This window comes from Citrobacter sedlakii (assembly GCF_018128425.1).
In the GTDB taxonomy this organism is placed as follows: Bacteria; Pseudomonadota; Gammaproteobacteria; order Enterobacterales; family Enterobacteriaceae; genus Citrobacter_A; species Citrobacter_A sedlakii.
In genome coordinates this window covers 60,615-77,598 of the sequence record NZ_CP071070.1, presented here as the reverse complement: position 1 = coordinate 77,598, position 16,984 = coordinate 60,615, and the positions used below count along the sequence as shown (strand labels likewise).

The 16,984-nt window shown below is 47.5% G+C and carries 21 protein-coding genes; 12 read left to right on the top strand and 9 right to left on the bottom strand.

Going from position 1 to position 16,984, the window contains the following annotated elements; genetic code table 11:
- Position 1: 1 nt before the first annotated feature.
- Positions 2–988: an AAA family ATPase gene (locus tag JY391_RS00410; protein WP_032294507.1), complete on the bottom strand. Its 987-nt coding sequence runs from the start codon at positions 986–988 to the stop codon at positions 2–4.
- A 301-nt stretch (positions 989–1,289) separates the two neighbouring features.
- On the opposite strand from JY391_RS00410, the gene arsR reads away from it, so the two are divergent.
- The 5 genes from arsR to arsC are packed head-to-tail and all read left to right on the top strand — an operon-like array spanning position 1,290 to position 5,598.
- Complete coding sequence (gene arsR / locus JY391_RS00405) at positions 1,290–1,640, top strand: As(III)-sensing metalloregulatory transcriptional repressor ArsR (RefSeq protein WP_096080154.1); 351 nt, start codon at positions 1,290–1,292, stop codon at positions 1,638–1,640.
- Between the two features lie 47 nt (positions 1,641–1,687).
- On the top strand, positions 1,688–2,050 hold the full coding sequence (gene arsD, locus JY391_RS00400) for an arsenite efflux transporter metallochaperone ArsD (protein ID WP_149335526.1): 363 nt from the start codon (positions 1,688–1,690) through the stop codon (positions 2,048–2,050).
- A gap of 17 nt (positions 2,051–2,067) precedes the next feature.
- On the top strand, positions 2,068–3,825 hold the full coding sequence (gene arsA, locus JY391_RS00395) for an arsenite efflux transporter ATPase subunit ArsA (RefSeq protein WP_149335527.1): 1,758 nt from the start codon (positions 2,068–2,070) through the stop codon (positions 3,823–3,825).
- A 45-nt stretch (positions 3,826–3,870) separates the two neighbouring features.
- Positions 3,871–5,160, top strand: a complete 1,290-nt coding sequence (gene arsB / locus JY391_RS00390) for an arsenite efflux transporter membrane subunit ArsB (RefSeq protein WP_149335528.1) — start codon at positions 3,871–3,873, stop codon at positions 5,158–5,160.
- A 12-nt stretch (positions 5,161–5,172) separates the two neighbouring features.
- Positions 5,173–5,598, top strand: a complete 426-nt coding sequence (arsC, locus tag JY391_RS00385) for a glutaredoxin-dependent arsenate reductase (RefSeq protein ID WP_008783807.1) — start codon at positions 5,173–5,175, stop codon at positions 5,596–5,598.
- A gap of 30 nt (positions 5,599–5,628) precedes the next feature.
- Here arsC and arsA (JY391_RS00380) read toward each other — a convergent pair whose 3' ends face one another.
- From arsA (JY391_RS00380) to JY391_RS00345, 8 genes are all read right to left on the bottom strand, one after another.
- A complete protein-coding gene (gene arsA / locus JY391_RS00380) occupies positions 5,629–7,386 on the bottom strand; it encodes an arsenical pump-driving ATPase (RefSeq protein WP_149335529.1) in 1,758 nt (585 codons plus the stop codon).
- Positions 7,387–7,406: 20 nt separating this feature from the next.
- Complete coding sequence (locus tag JY391_RS00375; protein WP_149335530.1) at positions 7,407–7,769, bottom strand: arsenic metallochaperone ArsD family protein; 363 nt, start codon at positions 7,767–7,769, stop codon at positions 7,407–7,409.
- A 75-nt stretch (positions 7,770–7,844) separates the two neighbouring features.
- Positions 7,845–8,390, bottom strand: a complete 546-nt coding sequence (locus JY391_RS00370; RefSeq protein WP_149335531.1) for a sigma-70 family RNA polymerase sigma factor — start codon at positions 8,388–8,390, stop codon at positions 7,845–7,847.
- A gap of 8 nt (positions 8,391–8,398) precedes the next feature.
- Positions 8,399–9,112 (bottom strand): arsenical resistance protein ArsH, encoded by a 714-nt coding sequence (arsH, locus tag JY391_RS00365; protein ID WP_144131948.1) that lies wholly within the window; start codon positions 9,110–9,112, stop codon positions 8,399–8,401.
- 1 nt (position 9,113) lies between these two features.
- Positions 9,114–9,437: an ArsR/SmtB family transcription factor gene (locus JY391_RS00360; RefSeq protein ID WP_144131950.1), complete on the bottom strand. Its 324-nt coding sequence runs from the start codon at positions 9,435–9,437 to the stop codon at positions 9,114–9,116.
- 130 nt (positions 9,438–9,567) lie between these two features.
- On the bottom strand, positions 9,568–9,690 hold the full coding sequence (locus tag JY391_RS24025; protein WP_437439330.1) for a putative zinc ribbon protein: 123 nt from the start codon (positions 9,688–9,690) through the stop codon (positions 9,568–9,570).
- Positions 9,691–10,070: 380 nt separating this feature from the next.
- On the bottom strand, positions 10,071–11,090 hold the full coding sequence (locus JY391_RS00350) for a YagK/YfjJ domain-containing protein (RefSeq protein ID WP_096080159.1): 1,020 nt from the start codon (positions 11,088–11,090) through the stop codon (positions 10,071–10,073).
- 351 nt (positions 11,091–11,441) lie between these two features.
- Complete coding sequence (locus tag JY391_RS00345) at positions 11,442–11,645, bottom strand: helix-turn-helix transcriptional regulator (protein WP_096080160.1); 204 nt, start codon at positions 11,643–11,645, stop codon at positions 11,442–11,444.
- A gap of 365 nt (positions 11,646–12,010) precedes the next feature.
- Between JY391_RS00345 and JY391_RS00340 the strand changes: the two genes are divergently transcribed.
- The 7 genes from JY391_RS00340 (at position 12,011) to radC (ending at position 16,980) form a co-directional block, all read left to right on the top strand.
- The gene (locus JY391_RS00340; protein ID WP_096080161.1) at positions 12,011–13,213 is read left to right on the top strand and encodes a hypothetical protein; all 1,203 of its coding nucleotides are present in this window, start codon (positions 12,011–12,013) and stop codon (positions 13,211–13,213) included.
- Positions 13,214–13,591: 378 nt separating this feature from the next.
- Positions 13,592–14,026: a hypothetical protein gene (locus tag JY391_RS00335; protein WP_149463744.1), complete on the top strand. Its 435-nt coding sequence runs from the start codon at positions 13,592–13,594 to the stop codon at positions 14,024–14,026.
- A gap of 19 nt (positions 14,027–14,045) precedes the next feature.
- On the top strand, positions 14,046–14,849 hold the full coding sequence (locus tag JY391_RS00330; RefSeq protein WP_096080163.1) for a hypothetical protein: 804 nt from the start codon (positions 14,046–14,048) through the stop codon (positions 14,847–14,849).
- Between the two features lie 50 nt (positions 14,850–14,899).
- Complete coding sequence (locus tag JY391_RS00325; protein ID WP_096080164.1) at positions 14,900–15,079, top strand: hypothetical protein; 180 nt, start codon at positions 14,900–14,902, stop codon at positions 15,077–15,079.
- A 35-nt stretch (positions 15,080–15,114) separates the two neighbouring features.
- On the top strand, positions 15,115–15,543 hold the full coding sequence (locus JY391_RS00320) for a hypothetical protein (RefSeq protein ID WP_096080165.1): 429 nt from the start codon (positions 15,115–15,117) through the stop codon (positions 15,541–15,543).
- 74 nt (positions 15,544–15,617) lie between these two features.
- Positions 15,618–16,439 carry a DUF932 domain-containing protein gene (locus JY391_RS00315; protein ID WP_096080166.1) on the top strand — a complete coding sequence of 274 codons (822 nt, stop codon included), beginning with the start codon at positions 15,618–15,620 and terminating at the stop codon, positions 16,437–16,439.
- Positions 16,440–16,509: 70 nt separating this feature from the next.
- Positions 16,510–16,980, top strand: coding sequence for a RadC family protein (gene radC / locus JY391_RS00310; protein ID WP_096080167.1), 471 nt, complete (start codon positions 16,510–16,512; stop codon positions 16,978–16,980).
- Positions 16,981–16,984 lie beyond the last annotated feature (4 nt).

Here is a 16,984-nt window from a genome sequence, read left to right as displayed (position 1 = left end):
ATTATCCCTGACGAGTTTTGTTTATATTTTCCCGTAAAAGTGCATTCTTAAGATCTTTGAGAGTCAAAAACTCTTGGCTACGTAAAATCATTCTCTTGATTGCACGTCTTACAATCCGTTCTAAATCAGCACCACTTTTTCCAATGAATAGTGAGAGAACCTCATCGTCTTCAAGCTCAAACTGGCGGCGAATACCACGAAGTTTGAGTTTCATCAATTCTGACAACTGATGTTTATCGGGTAGTGGAAACTCGATAGCATCGTCAAAACGCCTCCAAATAGCACTATCCAGGATATGTTCATGGTTTGTTGCTGCAAGAATTAAGCTTTTTCCTTGGTATGCATCCATCATTTGTAAAACAGCATTCACAACTCGTCTTAACTCACCATGATCCCCACTATCCCCACGTTCTTTACCTATAGCATCAAACTCATCGAAGAGTACAACCATTGGGTATTGAGAGATAAAATCAAATATTTGGCGTAGGTTAGCAGCAGTTTCACCAAGATATGAAGAAACCAAAGTATCAAGCCTGACGATAGCCAACGGCATATCCAATTCACAAGCCACTACTTCTGCAGCAAGAGTTTTACCGCACCCAGGAGGACCAAAAAAAATAACTTTGCTGATAGCTTTCATTCCGTAAGTGCGTAACACATCAGCCCTACGATTTTCTTCAAGTATCTCTTCGACAGCATCTGAACTTGATTCAGGTAGTACGATTTCATCTAAAGAACGACTTGGCTGTCTAATATCTAGCAAGGGCAAGCCTCGTTCTTTGTCCACTGGCACTGGAGGTGCAGCGGGCACTCGAGAGGTTTGTATCGCGTGATCACCATAAAGAATATGTTCAAGGTCATTGGCAAGAAGATGATGTTGTTTTTGTCGTTCTTCTTCAATGATCACTTCCGAAACACGACGGAAGGCCGCGACATCACCTGTCGCTCCAGCTTTTATAAGCTGTCTGAGAACCTTACCGTTAGCCATCTATTTTCCCCTGAACATACACATACAAATCAAACCTTGAGTTCAGTTTAGCATCGGCGTTACGCCATAAGAAGTTCGTTCTATCAACATTTCGTGAATCCCTAAAGATTTTATTTGCATATCAGAACGGAGGTTAAACCCTTTAGGAAGTTGTATAAAAAATATTAATATCAATAAGTTAATCAAATCACTTATATCAGTTAAAAAATTTTCACGACAATGATTATATATGTTTTTTCGAATGTATTATTGCGATTTTAGACCTACAGAGTATCCTGTTATTAAACCTATCGGAGGACAGATGCTAGTCACTTCCCTACAACTCTTCAAAAATCTCTCTGATGAAACTCGTCTGGGCATCGTGCTGCTGCTTAGAGAGATGGGAGAGCTGTGCGTGTGCGACCTTTGCACTGCACTAGAACAGTCACAGCCCAAGATCTCCCGCCACCTGGCAATGCTCCGGGAAAGTGGTCTATTGCTGGATCGCAAACAGGGCAAGTGGGTTCACTACCGCTTATCCCCGCATATTCCTTCCTGGGCCGCTCAGGTGATTGAGCAGGCCTGGTTAAGCCAACAGGACGACGTACAGGTCATCGCCCGTAAGCTGGCATCGGCAAACTGCTCTGGTAGCGGTAAGGCTGTTTGTATCTAAAAAATTTGCCTGAACATATATGATTTTTCGAATGTGAGGTATTCAGAATGAAAACGTTAACGGTGTTTGACCCGGCAATGTGCTGCACTACCGGCGTATGTGGCTCAGATGTCGATCAGGTTCTGGTTGATTTTTCTGCTGATGTGCAGTGGCTGAAAGGACGTGGCGTACAGGTTGAACGTTACAACCTGGCGCAGCAGCCCATGAGCTTTGTTCAGAATGAGAAAGCGAAAGCATTCCTCGAAGCATCTGGGGCAGAAGGGCTTCCGTTACTGCTGTTAGACGGTGAAACGGTGATGGCAGGGCGATACCCAAAACGTGCTGAGCTGGCTCGCTGGTTCGGTATTCCGCTGGAGAAGGTAGGGCTAGCTCCCACCAGCTGCTGTGGTGGTAATACTTCCTGTTGCTGAATATGTCAGGAGGACATATGAAATTCTTACAGAATATCCCGCCTTACCTGTTTTTTACCGGTAAGGGAGGTGTAGGAAAAACTTCCATTTCCTGCGCGACGGCTATCCGTCTTGCCGAACAGGGTAAGCGGGTTTTGCTGGTCAGTACCGATCCTGCCTCGAATGTCGGACAGGTATTCGATCAGGCTATCGGTAATACCATTCGCCCTGTGACGGCAGTTCCTGGGCTTTCTGCTCTGGAGATTGACCCGCAGGAAGCCGCCCAGCAATACCGCGCCAGAATCGTTGATCCTATCAAAGGTCTTCTGCCTGATGACGTTGTTAACAGTATCAGCGAACAGCTTTCAGGAGCCTGTACGACTGAGATTGCGGCGTTCGATGAGTTTACTGGCTTACTGACCGACGCTTCTCTGCTGACCCGCTTTGATCACATCATTTTTGATACAGCGCCGACGGGCCACACGATTCGCCTTCTCCAGCTTCCCGGTGCCTGGAGTAGCTTCATTGAAAGCAATCCAGATGGTGCTTCCTGTCTTGGCCCAATGGCCGGGCTGGAAAAGCAGCGTGAGCAGTATGCTCACGCAGTAGAGGCGTTATCCGATCCTGATCGTACCCGACTGGTTCTGGTTGCACGACTGCAAAAATCTACGCTGCAGGAAGTCGCCCGCACCCATGAAGAACTGGCTGCGATTGGGCTGAAAAACCAGTACCTAGTGATTAATGGTGTGCTGCCTACAACTGAAGCTGAACATGACGCCCTGGCCGCTGCGATATGGCAACGGGAACAAGAAGCGCTGGCAAATCTTCCTTCCGGGTTATCTGAGTTGCCGACAGACAGCTTATACCTTCAGCCGCTGAACATGGTTGGTGTCTCCGCGCTGGAAGGCCTGCTAAACGAATATGCTGAATCAGCATCGCTTCCTGTACAGAGCGAGAGCATGCAGATCAAGCCAGAGAATGTGTCGCTGTCTGCCATGGTTGATGATATCGCCCGTAGTGAACACGGTTTGATTATGCTGATGGGCAAAGGTGGCGTAGGTAAAACCACGATGGCTGCTGCCATCGCCGTCAGGCTGGCGGATATGGGATTTGATGTCCATCTCACCACCTCAGATCCCGCTGCACATCTCAGTGCAACGCTCAATGGAAGTCTCAAAAATCTGCAGGTCAGCCGAATCAACCCTCACGATGAAACTGAACGCTATCGGCAGCATGTTCTTGAGACGAAAGGCAGGAATCTGGATGAGATAGGGAAACGGCTGCTCGAAGAGGATTTACGTTCTCCTTGCACGGAAGAGATTGCGGTGTTCCAGGCGTTCTCACGCGTAATCCGTGAAGCAGGCAAACGGTTTGTGGTCATGGATACGGCACCTACCGGGCATACGCTATTACTGCTTGATGCTACCGGGGCTTATCACCGTGAGATTGCCAGGAAGATGGGGGATAAAGGTCATTTTTCCACTCCGATGATGCAGCTTCAGGACCCGGAACGCACCAAAGTCCTGCTGGTCACTCTGCCTGAAACCACACCGGTACTGGAAGCGGCAAACCTGCAGTCCGATCTTGAGCGTGCTGGGATTCATCCGTGGGGCTGGATTATCAATAACAGCCTTTCCATTGCGGATACGCGTTCTCCGTTGCTTTGCCAGCGCGCCCGGCAGGAACTACCTCAGATTGAGGCTGTTAAGAATCAGCACGCTGACCGTATAGCGCTCGTTCCGGTACTGGCTTCTGAGCCAGCCGGTATTGAAAAACTCAGAGAGTTGGCGAGTTAATTTTTGTTTATACAGGGCGGTAGAACCGCCCTGTCAGGAGGATGTATGTTACTGGCAGGCGCTATTTTTGTCCTGACCATTGTTTTGGTTATCTGGCAACCGAAGGGATTAGGGATCGGCTGGAGTGCAATGCTAGGCGCAGGACTGGCTTTGATTTCTGGCGTTGTGCATGTAAGCGATATTCCGGTAGTGTGGAATATTGTCTGGAACGCGACAGCGACCTTTATTGCGGTGATTATCATCAGCCTGCTGCTTGATGAATCCGGCTTTTTCGAATGGGCTGCATTGCATGTTTCACGCTGGGGTAACGGTCGTGGCCGTTTGCTCTTTACCTATATCGTCCTGCTCGGCGCAGCTGTGGCGGCACTGTTTGCCAACGATGGTGCGGCACTTATTTTGACGCCGATAGTCATCGCCATGCTACTGGCATTAGGGTTCAGCAAAGGCGCGACACTGGCATTTGTCATGGCCGCCGGGTTTATTGCCGATACGGCCAGCTTGCCGCTTATCGTGTCGAACCTGGTGAATATCGTATCGGCTGATTTCTTCGGTCTGGGGTTCACGGAATATGCATCTGTTATGGTGCCAGTGGATATCGCCGCCATTATCGCCACGCTGGTGATGCTGCATCTGTTCTTCCGCAAAGATATTCCGCCGACTTACGACCTGGCTCTTCTGAAAGCACCGGCAAAAGCGATTAAAGATCTGGCAACCTTCAGAACCGGTTGGATCGTGTTGATCCTTCTTTTGGTTGGCTTTTTCGTCCTTGAGCCGTTGGGTATCCCGGTCAGCGCGATTGCGGCTGTAGGGGCTTCCATTCTGTTTGCGGTGGCGAAACAAGGCCATGCCATTAACACTGGCAAAGTGCTTCACGGTGCGCCATGGCAGATCGTCATCTTCTCTCTGGGGATGTATCTGGTGGTCTATGGCCTGCGTAACGCCGGTCTAACAGAATATCTCTCTGGCGTACTGAACGTGCTGGCAGATAAAGGACTTTGGGCTGCGACGTTTGGTACCGGCTTCCTGACGGCTTTCCTGTCTTCCATCATGAACAACATGCCTACCGTGCTGGTTGGCGCTCTCTCTATTGATGGCAGCACCGCAACAGGCGTTATCAAAGAGGCGATGATCTATGCCAACGTGATTGGCTGCGATCTGGGGCCGAAAATCACACCGATTGGTAGCCTGGCAACGCTGCTCTGGCTGCATGTCCTTTCACAGAAGAATATGACCATCACCTGGGGATACTATTTCCGCACCGGGATCGTCATGACTCTGCCTGTGCTGTTTGTAACGCTGGCAGCGCTGGCGTTACGTCTCTCTTTCACTTTGTAATGAGATACTGATATGAGCAACATCACCATTTATCACAACCCAGCCTGCGGCACGTCGCGTAATACGCTGGAGATGATCCGCAATAGTGGTACTGAACCGACCGTTATTCTTTACCTTGAGACTCCACCTTCACGCGATGAGCTGGTCAAACTAATTGCAGATATGGGCATTTCCGTCCGGGCTTTGCTGCGTAAGAACGTCGAACCGTATGAGGAACTGGGTCTTGCAGATGATAAATTTACTGACGACCAGCTAATCGACTTTATGTTGCAACATCCGATCCTGATTAACCGTCCGATTGTAGTGACGCCACTGGGAACTAAACTTTGCCGTCCTTCTGAAGTCGTTCTGGATATCCTGCCAGAATCTCAGAAAGGGGCTTTCGCCAAAGAAGATGGTGAAAAAGTCGTTAATGAAGCAGGTAAAAGACTTAAATAAAGATGAAGGGGGCAGTTGCCCCCTTCATTGTTACTTCGCCATTTCTTCCAGAAGGTTAATACCAACCGGCTCTTGGCTCTGTAGCGCTGTTAATGCAATACGCTTTGCATACTGCTCACCCACATCAGAGATGAGAGGCAGCTCGCGGCTAGCCCTGGTCTTCAGGAAAGGTGAAGATGGTTCAGCTGCCGCCAGGCTGTTATTCACAACCCATGCCCATGGCTCGATGCCAGCGCGACGTAAATCCTGCTGTAGGTTCGCCGCTTCCAGTACTGGTGTCGTTTCGGCAAGCGTCACGATAATCACCTTTGTCTTCTCCGGGTCCTGCAATTGCATCATTGGAGTCATCACATGGTCATGTGTTTGCCCCATCTGACGCACCATTTCCCGGTGATAGGCTCCTGTTGCATCAAGTAGCAGAAGCGTGTGGCCCGTTGGCGCTGTGTCCATAATGACAAAATGGTCGTCAGCCTCTTTGATGATCCGCGAGAATGCCTGGAAGACGGCGATCTCTTCAGTACATGGCGAGCGGAGATCTTCCTCCAGCACCGCCAGCCCTTCCGCATCTAACCCTTTCCCCTGATTTTCCAGTACAAAACGGCGATAACGTTCTGTCTCAACTTTCGGGTCGATACGGCTGACCTGAAGATTTGGCAGCGAGCCATCCAGCGTATAAGACAGATGTGCTGCCGGATCGGACGTGGTCAGATGGACTTTATGGCCGCGTTTTGCCAGAGATACCGCCACCGATGCCGCAACAGTCGTTTTGCCCACACCGCCTTTACCCATCGTCATGACCAGCCCTTTGCCTGTCTGGCTGAGTTCATCTACCAGAGAGGCAAGTTTCGGTAAATCCAAAGTATTCAGCGTGGTAGCAGGGAGCGGCAGCGAGGCTTTGTTCTCCGTAAATAACAGACGCAGGGCTTCCAGACCGACCAGATTAAATGGCTTCAGATACAGCTGCGAGCGGGGAAGGTTCGCCAGGTTCTCTGGCATTGCCTGTAATGCTTTTTCTTCTCGAGCCAGAATACTTTGCGCCAGTGGATCATTTTCACCCGCAAACGGCGGCAGCACGCCATTAATGGCAAGGTGTTGATGCTGCAAACCGATAGCAGAAAGCTCATCGTGCGTATGAGAGACTTCTTTCAGTGTTGAAGCTTGGGCTCGGGCAACCAGAACCAAGCGCGTGAGAGCTGCATCAGACAGCGCCTTAACCGCGTCTGAGTACTGGTGCTGTTGTTTCTCCAGCCCCACCAGCGGCCCGAGGTTAGCGGCGGCATCAGGGTTCGCTTCGAGATAACCGCTCCAGGCCCCCGGCAACTCAAGCATACGGATGGTATGACCGGTTGGCGCAGTATCAAATACGATATGGTCATACTTTTCCCGCAACTCATGGTTGGTAAGAAGACCAGTAAACTCATCAAATGCCGCGATTTCCGTAGTGCATGAACCGGAGAGCTGTTCTTCAATGCTGCTGACCACATCAGCTGGCATCAGCCCGCGAACCGGGTCGAGTACTCGGTCACGATATGCCTGTGCTGCAGCCATCGGATCAACTTCCATCGCGGCAAGATTTTCTACGGTACTGATATCTGTGATTCGGTGGCCGATAGTCTGGCTAAAGACTTGGCCGACATTGGAAGCCGGATCGGTACTCACCAGAAGCGTTCTCTTACCCTGATCGGCCAGCCATACCGCAGTAGCACAGGCCAGGGATGTTTTACCCACGCCACCTTTGCCAGTGAAAAAGATGAACGGGGGAATGTCTTTTAAAAATGGCATATTCATCAGTGATTGCTCCTCTGGAATTAAGGCATACGTGGAATGCTGCAGCAGCGTGGTTGCGTGCTGTCTTCACTCCAGTCCTGACTAAGCGGAATACCTGCCCAACGGGCGATATCTTCACGAGTCGGGAGTTTGCCTGCCATCACGAGTTTGCCGTCGAGCAAGGTGACAGGGAGAGACTCCATCCCTGATGTGTTCAGAAACTCTTTAATGACCGGCGAATTCAGGAACTGCTGCGGGTTATTCGCAAGGCTGTAGCGCTGTATATCAACGCCATTCTTTTTCGCCCATTCGGCGCTGGCGTTCCATTTGACGGCTTCGTCACTGACTACAACGCTGCTGGTTGCACAGCAGCCTGCTGCTTCAAAGATCTCAATTTTTGACATGGACTGTTTACCTCAGTGTTTAGTCATTTGGCTTTACACTGAGGTAAACGAAGGTGGTGGGGAAAAGATGCGCGATTAATTCATTTTTTTGTGGCAGCAGACGGAAGACGTGTCATCCGCCTCAATCTGACAAAGTTCTGTCATCGTCTCTTTCAGGTGTTTTCTGGCCCGAAGTAGTCGGGATTTAAACGCCGTAAGCGTGATTCCCAGTTCATCGGCCAGGGACTGCTGGGGACGCCGGTTAAGGTCGGATTCTTCAATCAACCACCGCTCATCTTCAGGTAATACCTGCAATGTTTCAGGCAGGCAAATATCCAGCGTTGAGATTGCATCAGGGGATGCATCAGTTAATGGGGCATCATCTTCCAGCTCAACGAATTCCCTGGTGGTGCGGTACTCATCAATCAGCAGATTCCTCGCCGCCCGATACAGCCAGGCTCGCGGATTCTCCATTTCGCAGAAACTGTCTGAATGAGCGCGGGCACGCAGGAATAGCTCTTGCAGAAGGTCTGCTGCTTTTTCGCTATCACCTGTCTTCGATGTCAGAAAGCGAGATAGTTCGGCTTCATGTAGCCGCCAGAACACGCTCATGCAGTTGTTGAATGCTGTTACATCACTCATACCAGCCCTCAAATTTTGCTCTGATTAACCCGCCGGGAAAGTTCTTCTGCAGACTCTTTTCGTTCGCTGTAGCGATCAACGAGATAGGCTGAGTTACCTCGGGTCAGCAGAGTAAATTTCACCAGTTCTTCCATTACATCCACGATGCGGTCGTAATAAGACGACGGTTTCATACGTCCATCTTCATCAAACTCCTGCCAGGCTTTTGCCACAGAGGACTGATTCGGGATGGTGATCATCCGCATCCATCGGCCAAGAATGCGCATCTGGTTTACGGCATTGAAAGACTGAGAGCCACCGCAGACCTGCATAACGGCCAATGTCTTACCCTGTGAAGGGCGAACTGCACCCTCTGATAACGGTATCCAATCAATCTGGGCCTTCATGATGCCGCTCATCGCACCATGGCGTTCAGGGGAACACCACACCATCCCTTCGGACCAACGAACCAGCTCGCGCAATTCCATGACTTTAGGATGCGAGTCAGGCGCATCATCAGGAAGAGGCAAGCCAGAAGGATTGAAGATCCGCACTTCTGCGCCCATGGCGGTCAGTAACCTTGCCGCTTCTTCCGTTGCCAGTCGGCTGTAGGAACGTTCGCGCACAGAGCCGTACAACATGAGGATACGTGGTGGATGGGGAACGGCAGGAATACCGAATCTTGCCTCTGTGATTGAGGTGTCGAACAAACCCGAATCAACATTCTTAAGATCACCTGTCATTTTACTTCTCCGTCTTCTGGGGCATGGTGAGGCAATCGTCAGTTCCTGAGCAGCATTCTTCTGTCAGGAAGGCAATCAGAGCCTCAAGGTTCTCATATCGAGCATGGCAATAGAGCGTTCTACCCTGGCGCTCCTGGCGTACCAGAGATACTGATATCAGCGATGAGAGATGATGGCTCAACGTAGACGCAGGGATTTCGAGCCGCTTCTGCAGTTCGCCAACCGGTAACCCCTCATGCCCGGCTTTAACCAGCTCTCTGTAAACGCTAAGGCGCGTGGGATGACCCAGCTCTTTCAGGGTATCTGCTGCTTTTGAAAGCTCCATTTGCATCTCATTTCTATATTTCCGGAATTGTAGAAATATATCTAATTTCCTTTCCTGGTAAAAGAGGGACAATGGTCGATGTCGGCACGCTCAGATTTAATCTACGAACTCTACCGACCGAAACTGTCTCTTAAACGTCTAACACATAAATCAAGTCGCTACATTTCGGACAAACCTTGTCCCCATGCCAGTGAGTATCGCACCAGCAGCATCGCCATTGCCGTATCGTCGTGTTAGTAGGTCGAAGGCGCATTTCTGAAGGCGGGATAGTTTTTGGCGAGGTTTGTTCTGGTACTGTTTGGAGCTTGTTAAATCGACATGTTTTAAGCCGAGCAATATTGTTGATATGCCTTGGTATGTGCACAAACGTTCTTGTAGATGTCAGAGGATCAAACTGAACACCGATCTGCAGTTTGCAGTAAATACAAAGCAATGAATCAAAATCAACCTGTTGAACAGATTCTGATGTAACCCATTCACCATCTACGGTGACGGCGTGAGTGGCTAAGACGAAGTAATTCATCATGAACTCCGTAACAAATGAAAAAAGCCAGCATGGTTAGCTGGCTTTGTAGATAGAGGGGGGAAGGAAGCATTACCGACTGTTACAACAGCTTAGGTTTACCGGCCTATTTATGCTCTCTTCCTTTTTTTCAATGAACGTACTTCTCCGCGACCAAAGGTTCTGGCATTACCCGGAAGAACCAGACGTGCGCAGGCATCGATTTTGGTGATGTAACTTAGCGCCTTAAGTAACCCCTTGTCCTTACTACTGTCACCGCGTTTCAGTTTGCCGAGGCAGCAGTCCTCATAACGCTCTTTGTAAGCGTTGCAGTTGTAGAACATGCCTTTACCTTTAGTAATAGTTTCATTCCAGTATCTCCCGAAAGCATGAGCAATCACGCCATCCTGTTGTGCCTTATTACCATTTAAGATAAATAGCATGTGGTAATGAAATTTACGTTGTGGGCCATATTCCAGTTTCCATACCGTCCCGAGGACATGGCGAAACATTGGATTCTTTTGCATATTGCGAAACAGCTGCTGACGGTGCTTACGGGCATCATCAGCAGTGATATCAGCTTTGTGCTCATTTGCCCATGATAAATCAACCCGCAAGACCAGCAGCCGCGAATGACGCTCCTGCAGATGTCTGATGTAATTCATCACTCCCTTCAGATTTTTAACCGAAGCCCTCTGGTACTTTCTGCATGCTTTTTTAAATCCTGCCTGGCTCACAGTAAACCGGTAATCCAGTATCAGCTTATTCAGCATTTCTGCTGTGGTAACAGTGTCTGCCCCTGCTATTTTCCCGTTATGGACACGCGAATATAAATCGGCGCTAGTAAATAAACGCTGGAAGGTAGCTATACGTGGATTAGCTATTCGTACTTTCATTGCATCTTGTGGCAACATATTGAGATAACGGATGGCATCAAGAATGGTGGCTGACTCAGCACTCTCTTTGTATCCTGAACGGTTATACAGAATAGTGAAAGGTAACTTACGTCCTCTACTGATAGTTTTAAGACAACTGTCCAGTTGTTCTAATCTGAATCTGAATACATTGTCATCAGATATGATTAGGTGTGGAGTGTTATTTTCAATGTGATATTCAGTATGAGATAAAAGGAATGATTCAGGTAAGTCCATGATGTGTTTCTCTGAAGCCAGTCAGGAATGACTGACTGGCAATGTATTTGTGTGGTTATTGGATGAGTGTCTTTGTCTGATATTCAGTATGAATAGTGACATCAGAGGTAGAGTATGTGTGATAACAGAGTGTAAGTGTATGACGCTATAATGAGTGTGATAAAACGTGTTTATATGAAGTGATATTGACTTGTGATTGAGTGCATTAAAGAATAATTGATAATGCATTGAATACAATAATAAATAAACCGACTTTATAAACCACATTAAACTCACACGGCATAAGGCGTGAGAGTATATAAACATGGTGTAAAGTTAGTAACCCTCACCATCACCATCTTTAGCAGTCTTTTATGTTCTCGGCTCATTAACACGAGCTTCCAACCACTCTTTTACTTCACGCTCTATCCAGCGGGAACTGCGGCCAAATTTTACAGGTTTTGGAAACTTTCCTTGCTGTGCCATTTTATAAAACCACTTATCAGACAGACTGGTCAGCTCGGTAATGAAAACCATATCAACGAATCGGTCTTTATAAAGATCAATCTCTTTCATGACTTCTCCAAAAGAATTTATCATGAGGACGCCGGGCGGCATCCTTTCAAATGGATAGGTCATGTATGTATGGTTTTACATTTCTAAGGAGAGTCTCCATCGTGGTTGAAGAGTCATTACTGAAGGCATGCTGGGACAGGTTATGGCCTTTCACTATGGCGATAAGGAAACTCTCCTTACATACCTGTCTAAAAAAAGCTACTTTCTGTGTAATTTGTCAGTAATACTGGACTTTCTATCAAAAAAAACACTACAAAAAAACTATGAAAAATCCACTTGTTGACTACGTAATACACTACATCTATTATCAGTATAAAAATAATGGATATGCTGTAAATTGAGTCCGCCATTCGAAGAGGTAAAAGATGAGTTTAAGCAAAGGTAAGAATGAGGATTACCGGCTAAAAATAAAAACAAAAAGAGAACTATCCGTTTTTTATTGGTTTGTAATGGAAAATAAACCTATGGTCGATCATTACCGTTCCTCACCTCTAAAAAACATGAAAAGAATAAATTCAATTTATCGAATGAATATACGGGATGCCCCTTTACTATTATCTGAAATTGTCAGCGATTATTATTCAGGTGTCCTTGATGCCATACTTTATTATGAAAGAAAAATAGAGTTGTTTCTTGACTCACTTCTTCCGGAGTCAGAGTTTGAATGGTTCAGGAAAAATGAGCATGCCTGCTATTTTGTGTGGTTAAGCATTAAAAAATATTATCCTCTACTATCTTCTGAAATGATAAATATCCAAAAGGAGGTTGCACCACAAAAATTTAGTCATGTCCATTCCCTGACTGATCTATCCGTTTCTGATAATTTCAACCCAAATACTCAGTATGCGATTGCGTTAGAATCATTTCTTTCAGAAATAAAATCGCTGCATACACATCCCACATCCCATAAAGAACGTTATAACTCCATTCTGTATTTTATGGATTTAGTCCCAGCATACTTCATTGATAAATTATCATTTATAAAAAACATAAGATCCCAATGGGATAATAAATTTAAAGCAAAACGTAAGTTAAGCATTCCCATGGACAATACAGAGTTATGCCAGTGGGCCTGGGAATATATGAAAAACAAACCGTCCAGGAGAATGCGTATTTACGACCAAAGCACAGACACCCCGGAGAAGAGTGTTGCATTATCTGGTGAATATAATATCCACTCAGTATGCACTGCTGACAACAAAGATGATATCTGCAATCAGAATATGTCAGAAAGTACTTCACAGGAAGATTACGATAAATCAACCGGCAATGACGCCGCTAGTGATAAGAATTCAGGGCATGAAAGTGGCACAAAAAAGGTTAGTTACAGAACCATAGACCTTTCCCCGGAAGATGGCGGTCTACTTTCCAGTTTTAACAAAATTGGCTGGCATGATGCATTTGAGATCATTCAGCCATCGACACCAAAAGAAACATATTTAGCTATCCATGCAGTCTGGATTTTCTATGTTGGAGGAACTTACATCGAACCAGAACTGTATCAGCAGTTTAAGCGTGCCAGGGATACATACCTTACCCGTAAAAGAAAAAATAAAAAGAATCAGTAACAAACTACAGCTAATAAATTAACTAGTGGGGAATTGGCGATCTTATTACTCAGGATAAATTACCCCATAAAAGTGCCTTGAAAGTACTCCACATATTTTCACACCTATATTACCCCCATGAAGCCGCGCCGGTATGTATTACTGGTGTGGCTTCTGTACATTGATCTGTTGTACCGATCGATACTTAAATCATGATAGCCAATGACTATTGATAATGGTGTATCGATCGTTTTAATGATAGATTCAAACGATCAATTTTCTGAAACTGATCTGTATTAACGATTATCTGCTAGCTCATTTTATCAATACGATCAGCCTGCTCCCCTTAACACGGAAGCGGGCTTTTTTGTATCTAAATCATCAGGAAAGGAAACCAAAATGCTCAGAAACTATTATGCAACTCTGGCTGGATTACTGCTGCTTAGCCACAGTGCCAGCGCCGTACAGGCTGACCAGCAATGGGGTGACTGGTACGGGAACATCAGTGCCATGGAGTTTGAACTCAATACTCAAAATGCTTCAGGCGAAGTGCTCACACTGACCTGCACAAGCGGAAAGCTGGCTGCTGCTTACAGCGTACCTGCGGAGGATTACCGCGTCTCGTCACAAACAGGGCTTTCTGATCCTGGAGTCAGTATCAATGGTACAAACCATCCTCTGGATGAAACGACCTTTACTGCGCTAAAAGCGACAAGTGAAAAAGACGTAATAAAAATGACCTCAATGAATGTCGCTATCTCTAAAAAATTCAGCGCCAAAGGGCTGAATGAAGCACTGGCTGATACCACATGGCAGGACTGTATTAATCACTAATAAACTGAAAGGAAACCTTATGCGTAAACTCGTTGTTTTATCTCTCAGCTCTGCAGCACTGTTTATTCCATTGGTCTCGTCTGCAATGACAATTCACGGCGACATACATCCCGGACGCTATACCTTCTTTCTGACTCAGGAAGGCAGTAATCAACTGAAACAGGCAAATGACCGGATAGCGAAGAACCCGCAGGCTTATACGCTTGATGTGAATCACACCGGCATTCAACCCTTTGACGCTGTTCGCTGGGACGGGAAGCCTGTAAAAGCTGTCACCTGCGTCCTGGTAGACGGCGTGATGATGGGACAAAAAGCCACGTGGTCACAATGTAAAGACGAGAGTGGTGCTGAGTATTTCGGCAATAAAGGCTGGCTGGTACGTGATTATGTGGCAAAAGCCTGTGAAGTCGGAAAATCAGATTGTCCTGTTTATCTTGTGCTTCAGACAGATCCGCCAACCATGCGCAGCGATATGGCGAATTTCGTACCTGCTCCTAAAAACTTTAATGCTTCGACAAGCCTGACGGATGAAATTAAATCTGAAGGTTGCCAGATGGCGGATAACTCATTTGAACATGCCAAAAGTAGTCTGCGTTGTCGTGCCATTAATACCGTGCGTTTCATCCGCAAACAAAATACCGAAGCGGCATATGAAGCTGACTTAACCACCACAACGGGTGAAGCTCTCACTATGACAGTAGGGTACACCTACGGTAATGCCTCCAGTAAAGAGCCGGGCTGGCGCACAATTTCGGTCGACCAGGGAGACATCATTACTGATATCCGTAAGCAAGGCCAGTGGATTCCCAATGGTTATAAATAACATTATCAGTGAGATAAATTTTTAACCGTTATTCAGCTAACGGAGGTTCAGTGGGAAAAACATTACATCAGGAAACGCTACCAACCGTGGACTGTACCTGGCAACTTGTTTTGAGTGTTGCCGGTGTGACATTGATGCGCAGCAATTCTGTTGCGGTTAAAGCACTGGGTGCCAGCCTCACCACAATGAGTCTGATACGCATCATCAAAAAACTCGCCACACTTGCCTGATCTCCCTTGCTGCAAGCTCAGAGGAAAAAAGCAATATGTCTGAAAATACCCAAGGAAAACTCAAGGGACTGAAAGAGAAATTAAATCTGCGGGGAAATATCTCCCCCACTGATAACAAGGATGAGCAGGTAGAAGAAAATGTCAGTGAGCAAATTACAGAAGGGCCAGAATCCCGTACTACCCGATATAAGCGATTGCTCGACAATATCGTTATCAGCGGTTTGCTGACCATTGCCGAGGATAAACTCAGTGACGATGTGTTTATCGAGTCGATGTTCAGTAAGGCTTATGAGCTTCTGCCTGTGCCGGTCAGACTGGTTGTTAGAAGGGAATGGTGTCTGGATTATCTCCAGTCACGGAAAGCCCCGTTACTGGCGCAGCTCCAGCTCTACCGGGCCGAAAGGCACGGCTCAGCAGAAATGGTGCCGCCTGCCCTGGAGCCCACGTTACCACCAGCGACCTAATCAGACTAATCAATAACAGACAGGGCCATCCTTCGGGGTGGCCTTTTTTATGTCCATTTTCTACAGGAGTTTCTATGACCCGTTTAGCCAGCCGCTTCGGCTCAGTCAATCTTGTTCGCCGCGACCGCCCGCTAACCCGTGACGAACTGGCGCACTATGTGCCGAGTGTCTTCAGCGAAGACAAACATGAATCCCGAAGTGACAGGTACACCTATATCCCAACTATTTCCCTGCTCGATAACCTACAACGTGAAGGCTTCCAGCCATTCTTTGCCTGCCAGACCCGAGTTCGAGACCAGAGCAAACGAGAGCATACGAAGCACATGCTGCGCCTGCGTCGTGAAGGTCAGATTACTGGCAAACAGGTTCCAGAAATTATTCTACTAAACAGCCACGACGGCTCTAGCTCATATCAGATGTTACCGGGGTTATTCAGATCGGTTTGCCAGAATGGGCTGATTTGCGGTGAGAGTTTTGGTGAAGTTCGTGTGCCACATAAAGGCAACGTAGTAGAGAAAGTAATCGAAGGAGCATACGAAGTACTGGGGATATTTGACCGCGTAGAAGAGAAGCGCGATGCCATGCAGTCGCTTTTGTTGCCGCCTCCCGCTCAGCAGGCAATGGCTAAAGCGGCATTAACCTATCGCTTTGGTGAAGAGCATCAGCCGGTGACAGAATCGCAGATACTTTCCCCACGCCGCTGGCAGGACGAAAGCAATGATCTCTGGACCACTTACCAGCGTATTCAGGAAAACCTGATTAAAGGCGGTCTGTCGGGGCGAACGACCAAAGGTCAACGCTCCCATACACGTGCCGTTAAAGGCATCGACGGGGATGTGAAGCTGAACCGCGCACTTTGGGTGATGGCCGAGAATATGCTGCAGCTTGCTTCATGAACCTTTTTACCATCCATCTCTTCATGCCCTGCCACTAAGCAAGCGGGGCATTTTGTTTTAAGGAGCAATTATGTCGGCACTCAATTTATCCCCAATATTCCTGCCAAATGAGCAGCGCGTTATTCGTCGGGCGTTACGACTGCTGGAAAAATATCAGCGTCAACCGAGTGAGTCTTTTACCTCCACCAGCTTCACCAAGACCTGGCTTCAGCTACAGATGGCTCATCAGGAGCGGGAAGTATTTATCGTGATGTATCTCGATAACCAGCACTGCCTTTTGGGGCGAGAAACGCTGTTTACCGGCACGCTCAGCCATACCGAAGTACATCCACGCGAAGTTGTGAAGTCGGCCCTGAAGCACAACGCCGCTGCAGTAATTCTGGCGCATAACCATCCGTCCGGTACGACAGAAATCAGTCAGCAGGATAAACACATCACCCAGCGAATAATGAAAGCGTTAGCACTGGTAGAAGTGCGAGTGCTGGATCATTTGGTTGTTGGGAACGAAGTGGTGTCTTTTGCTGAATGTGGTTGGTTGTGAGGTG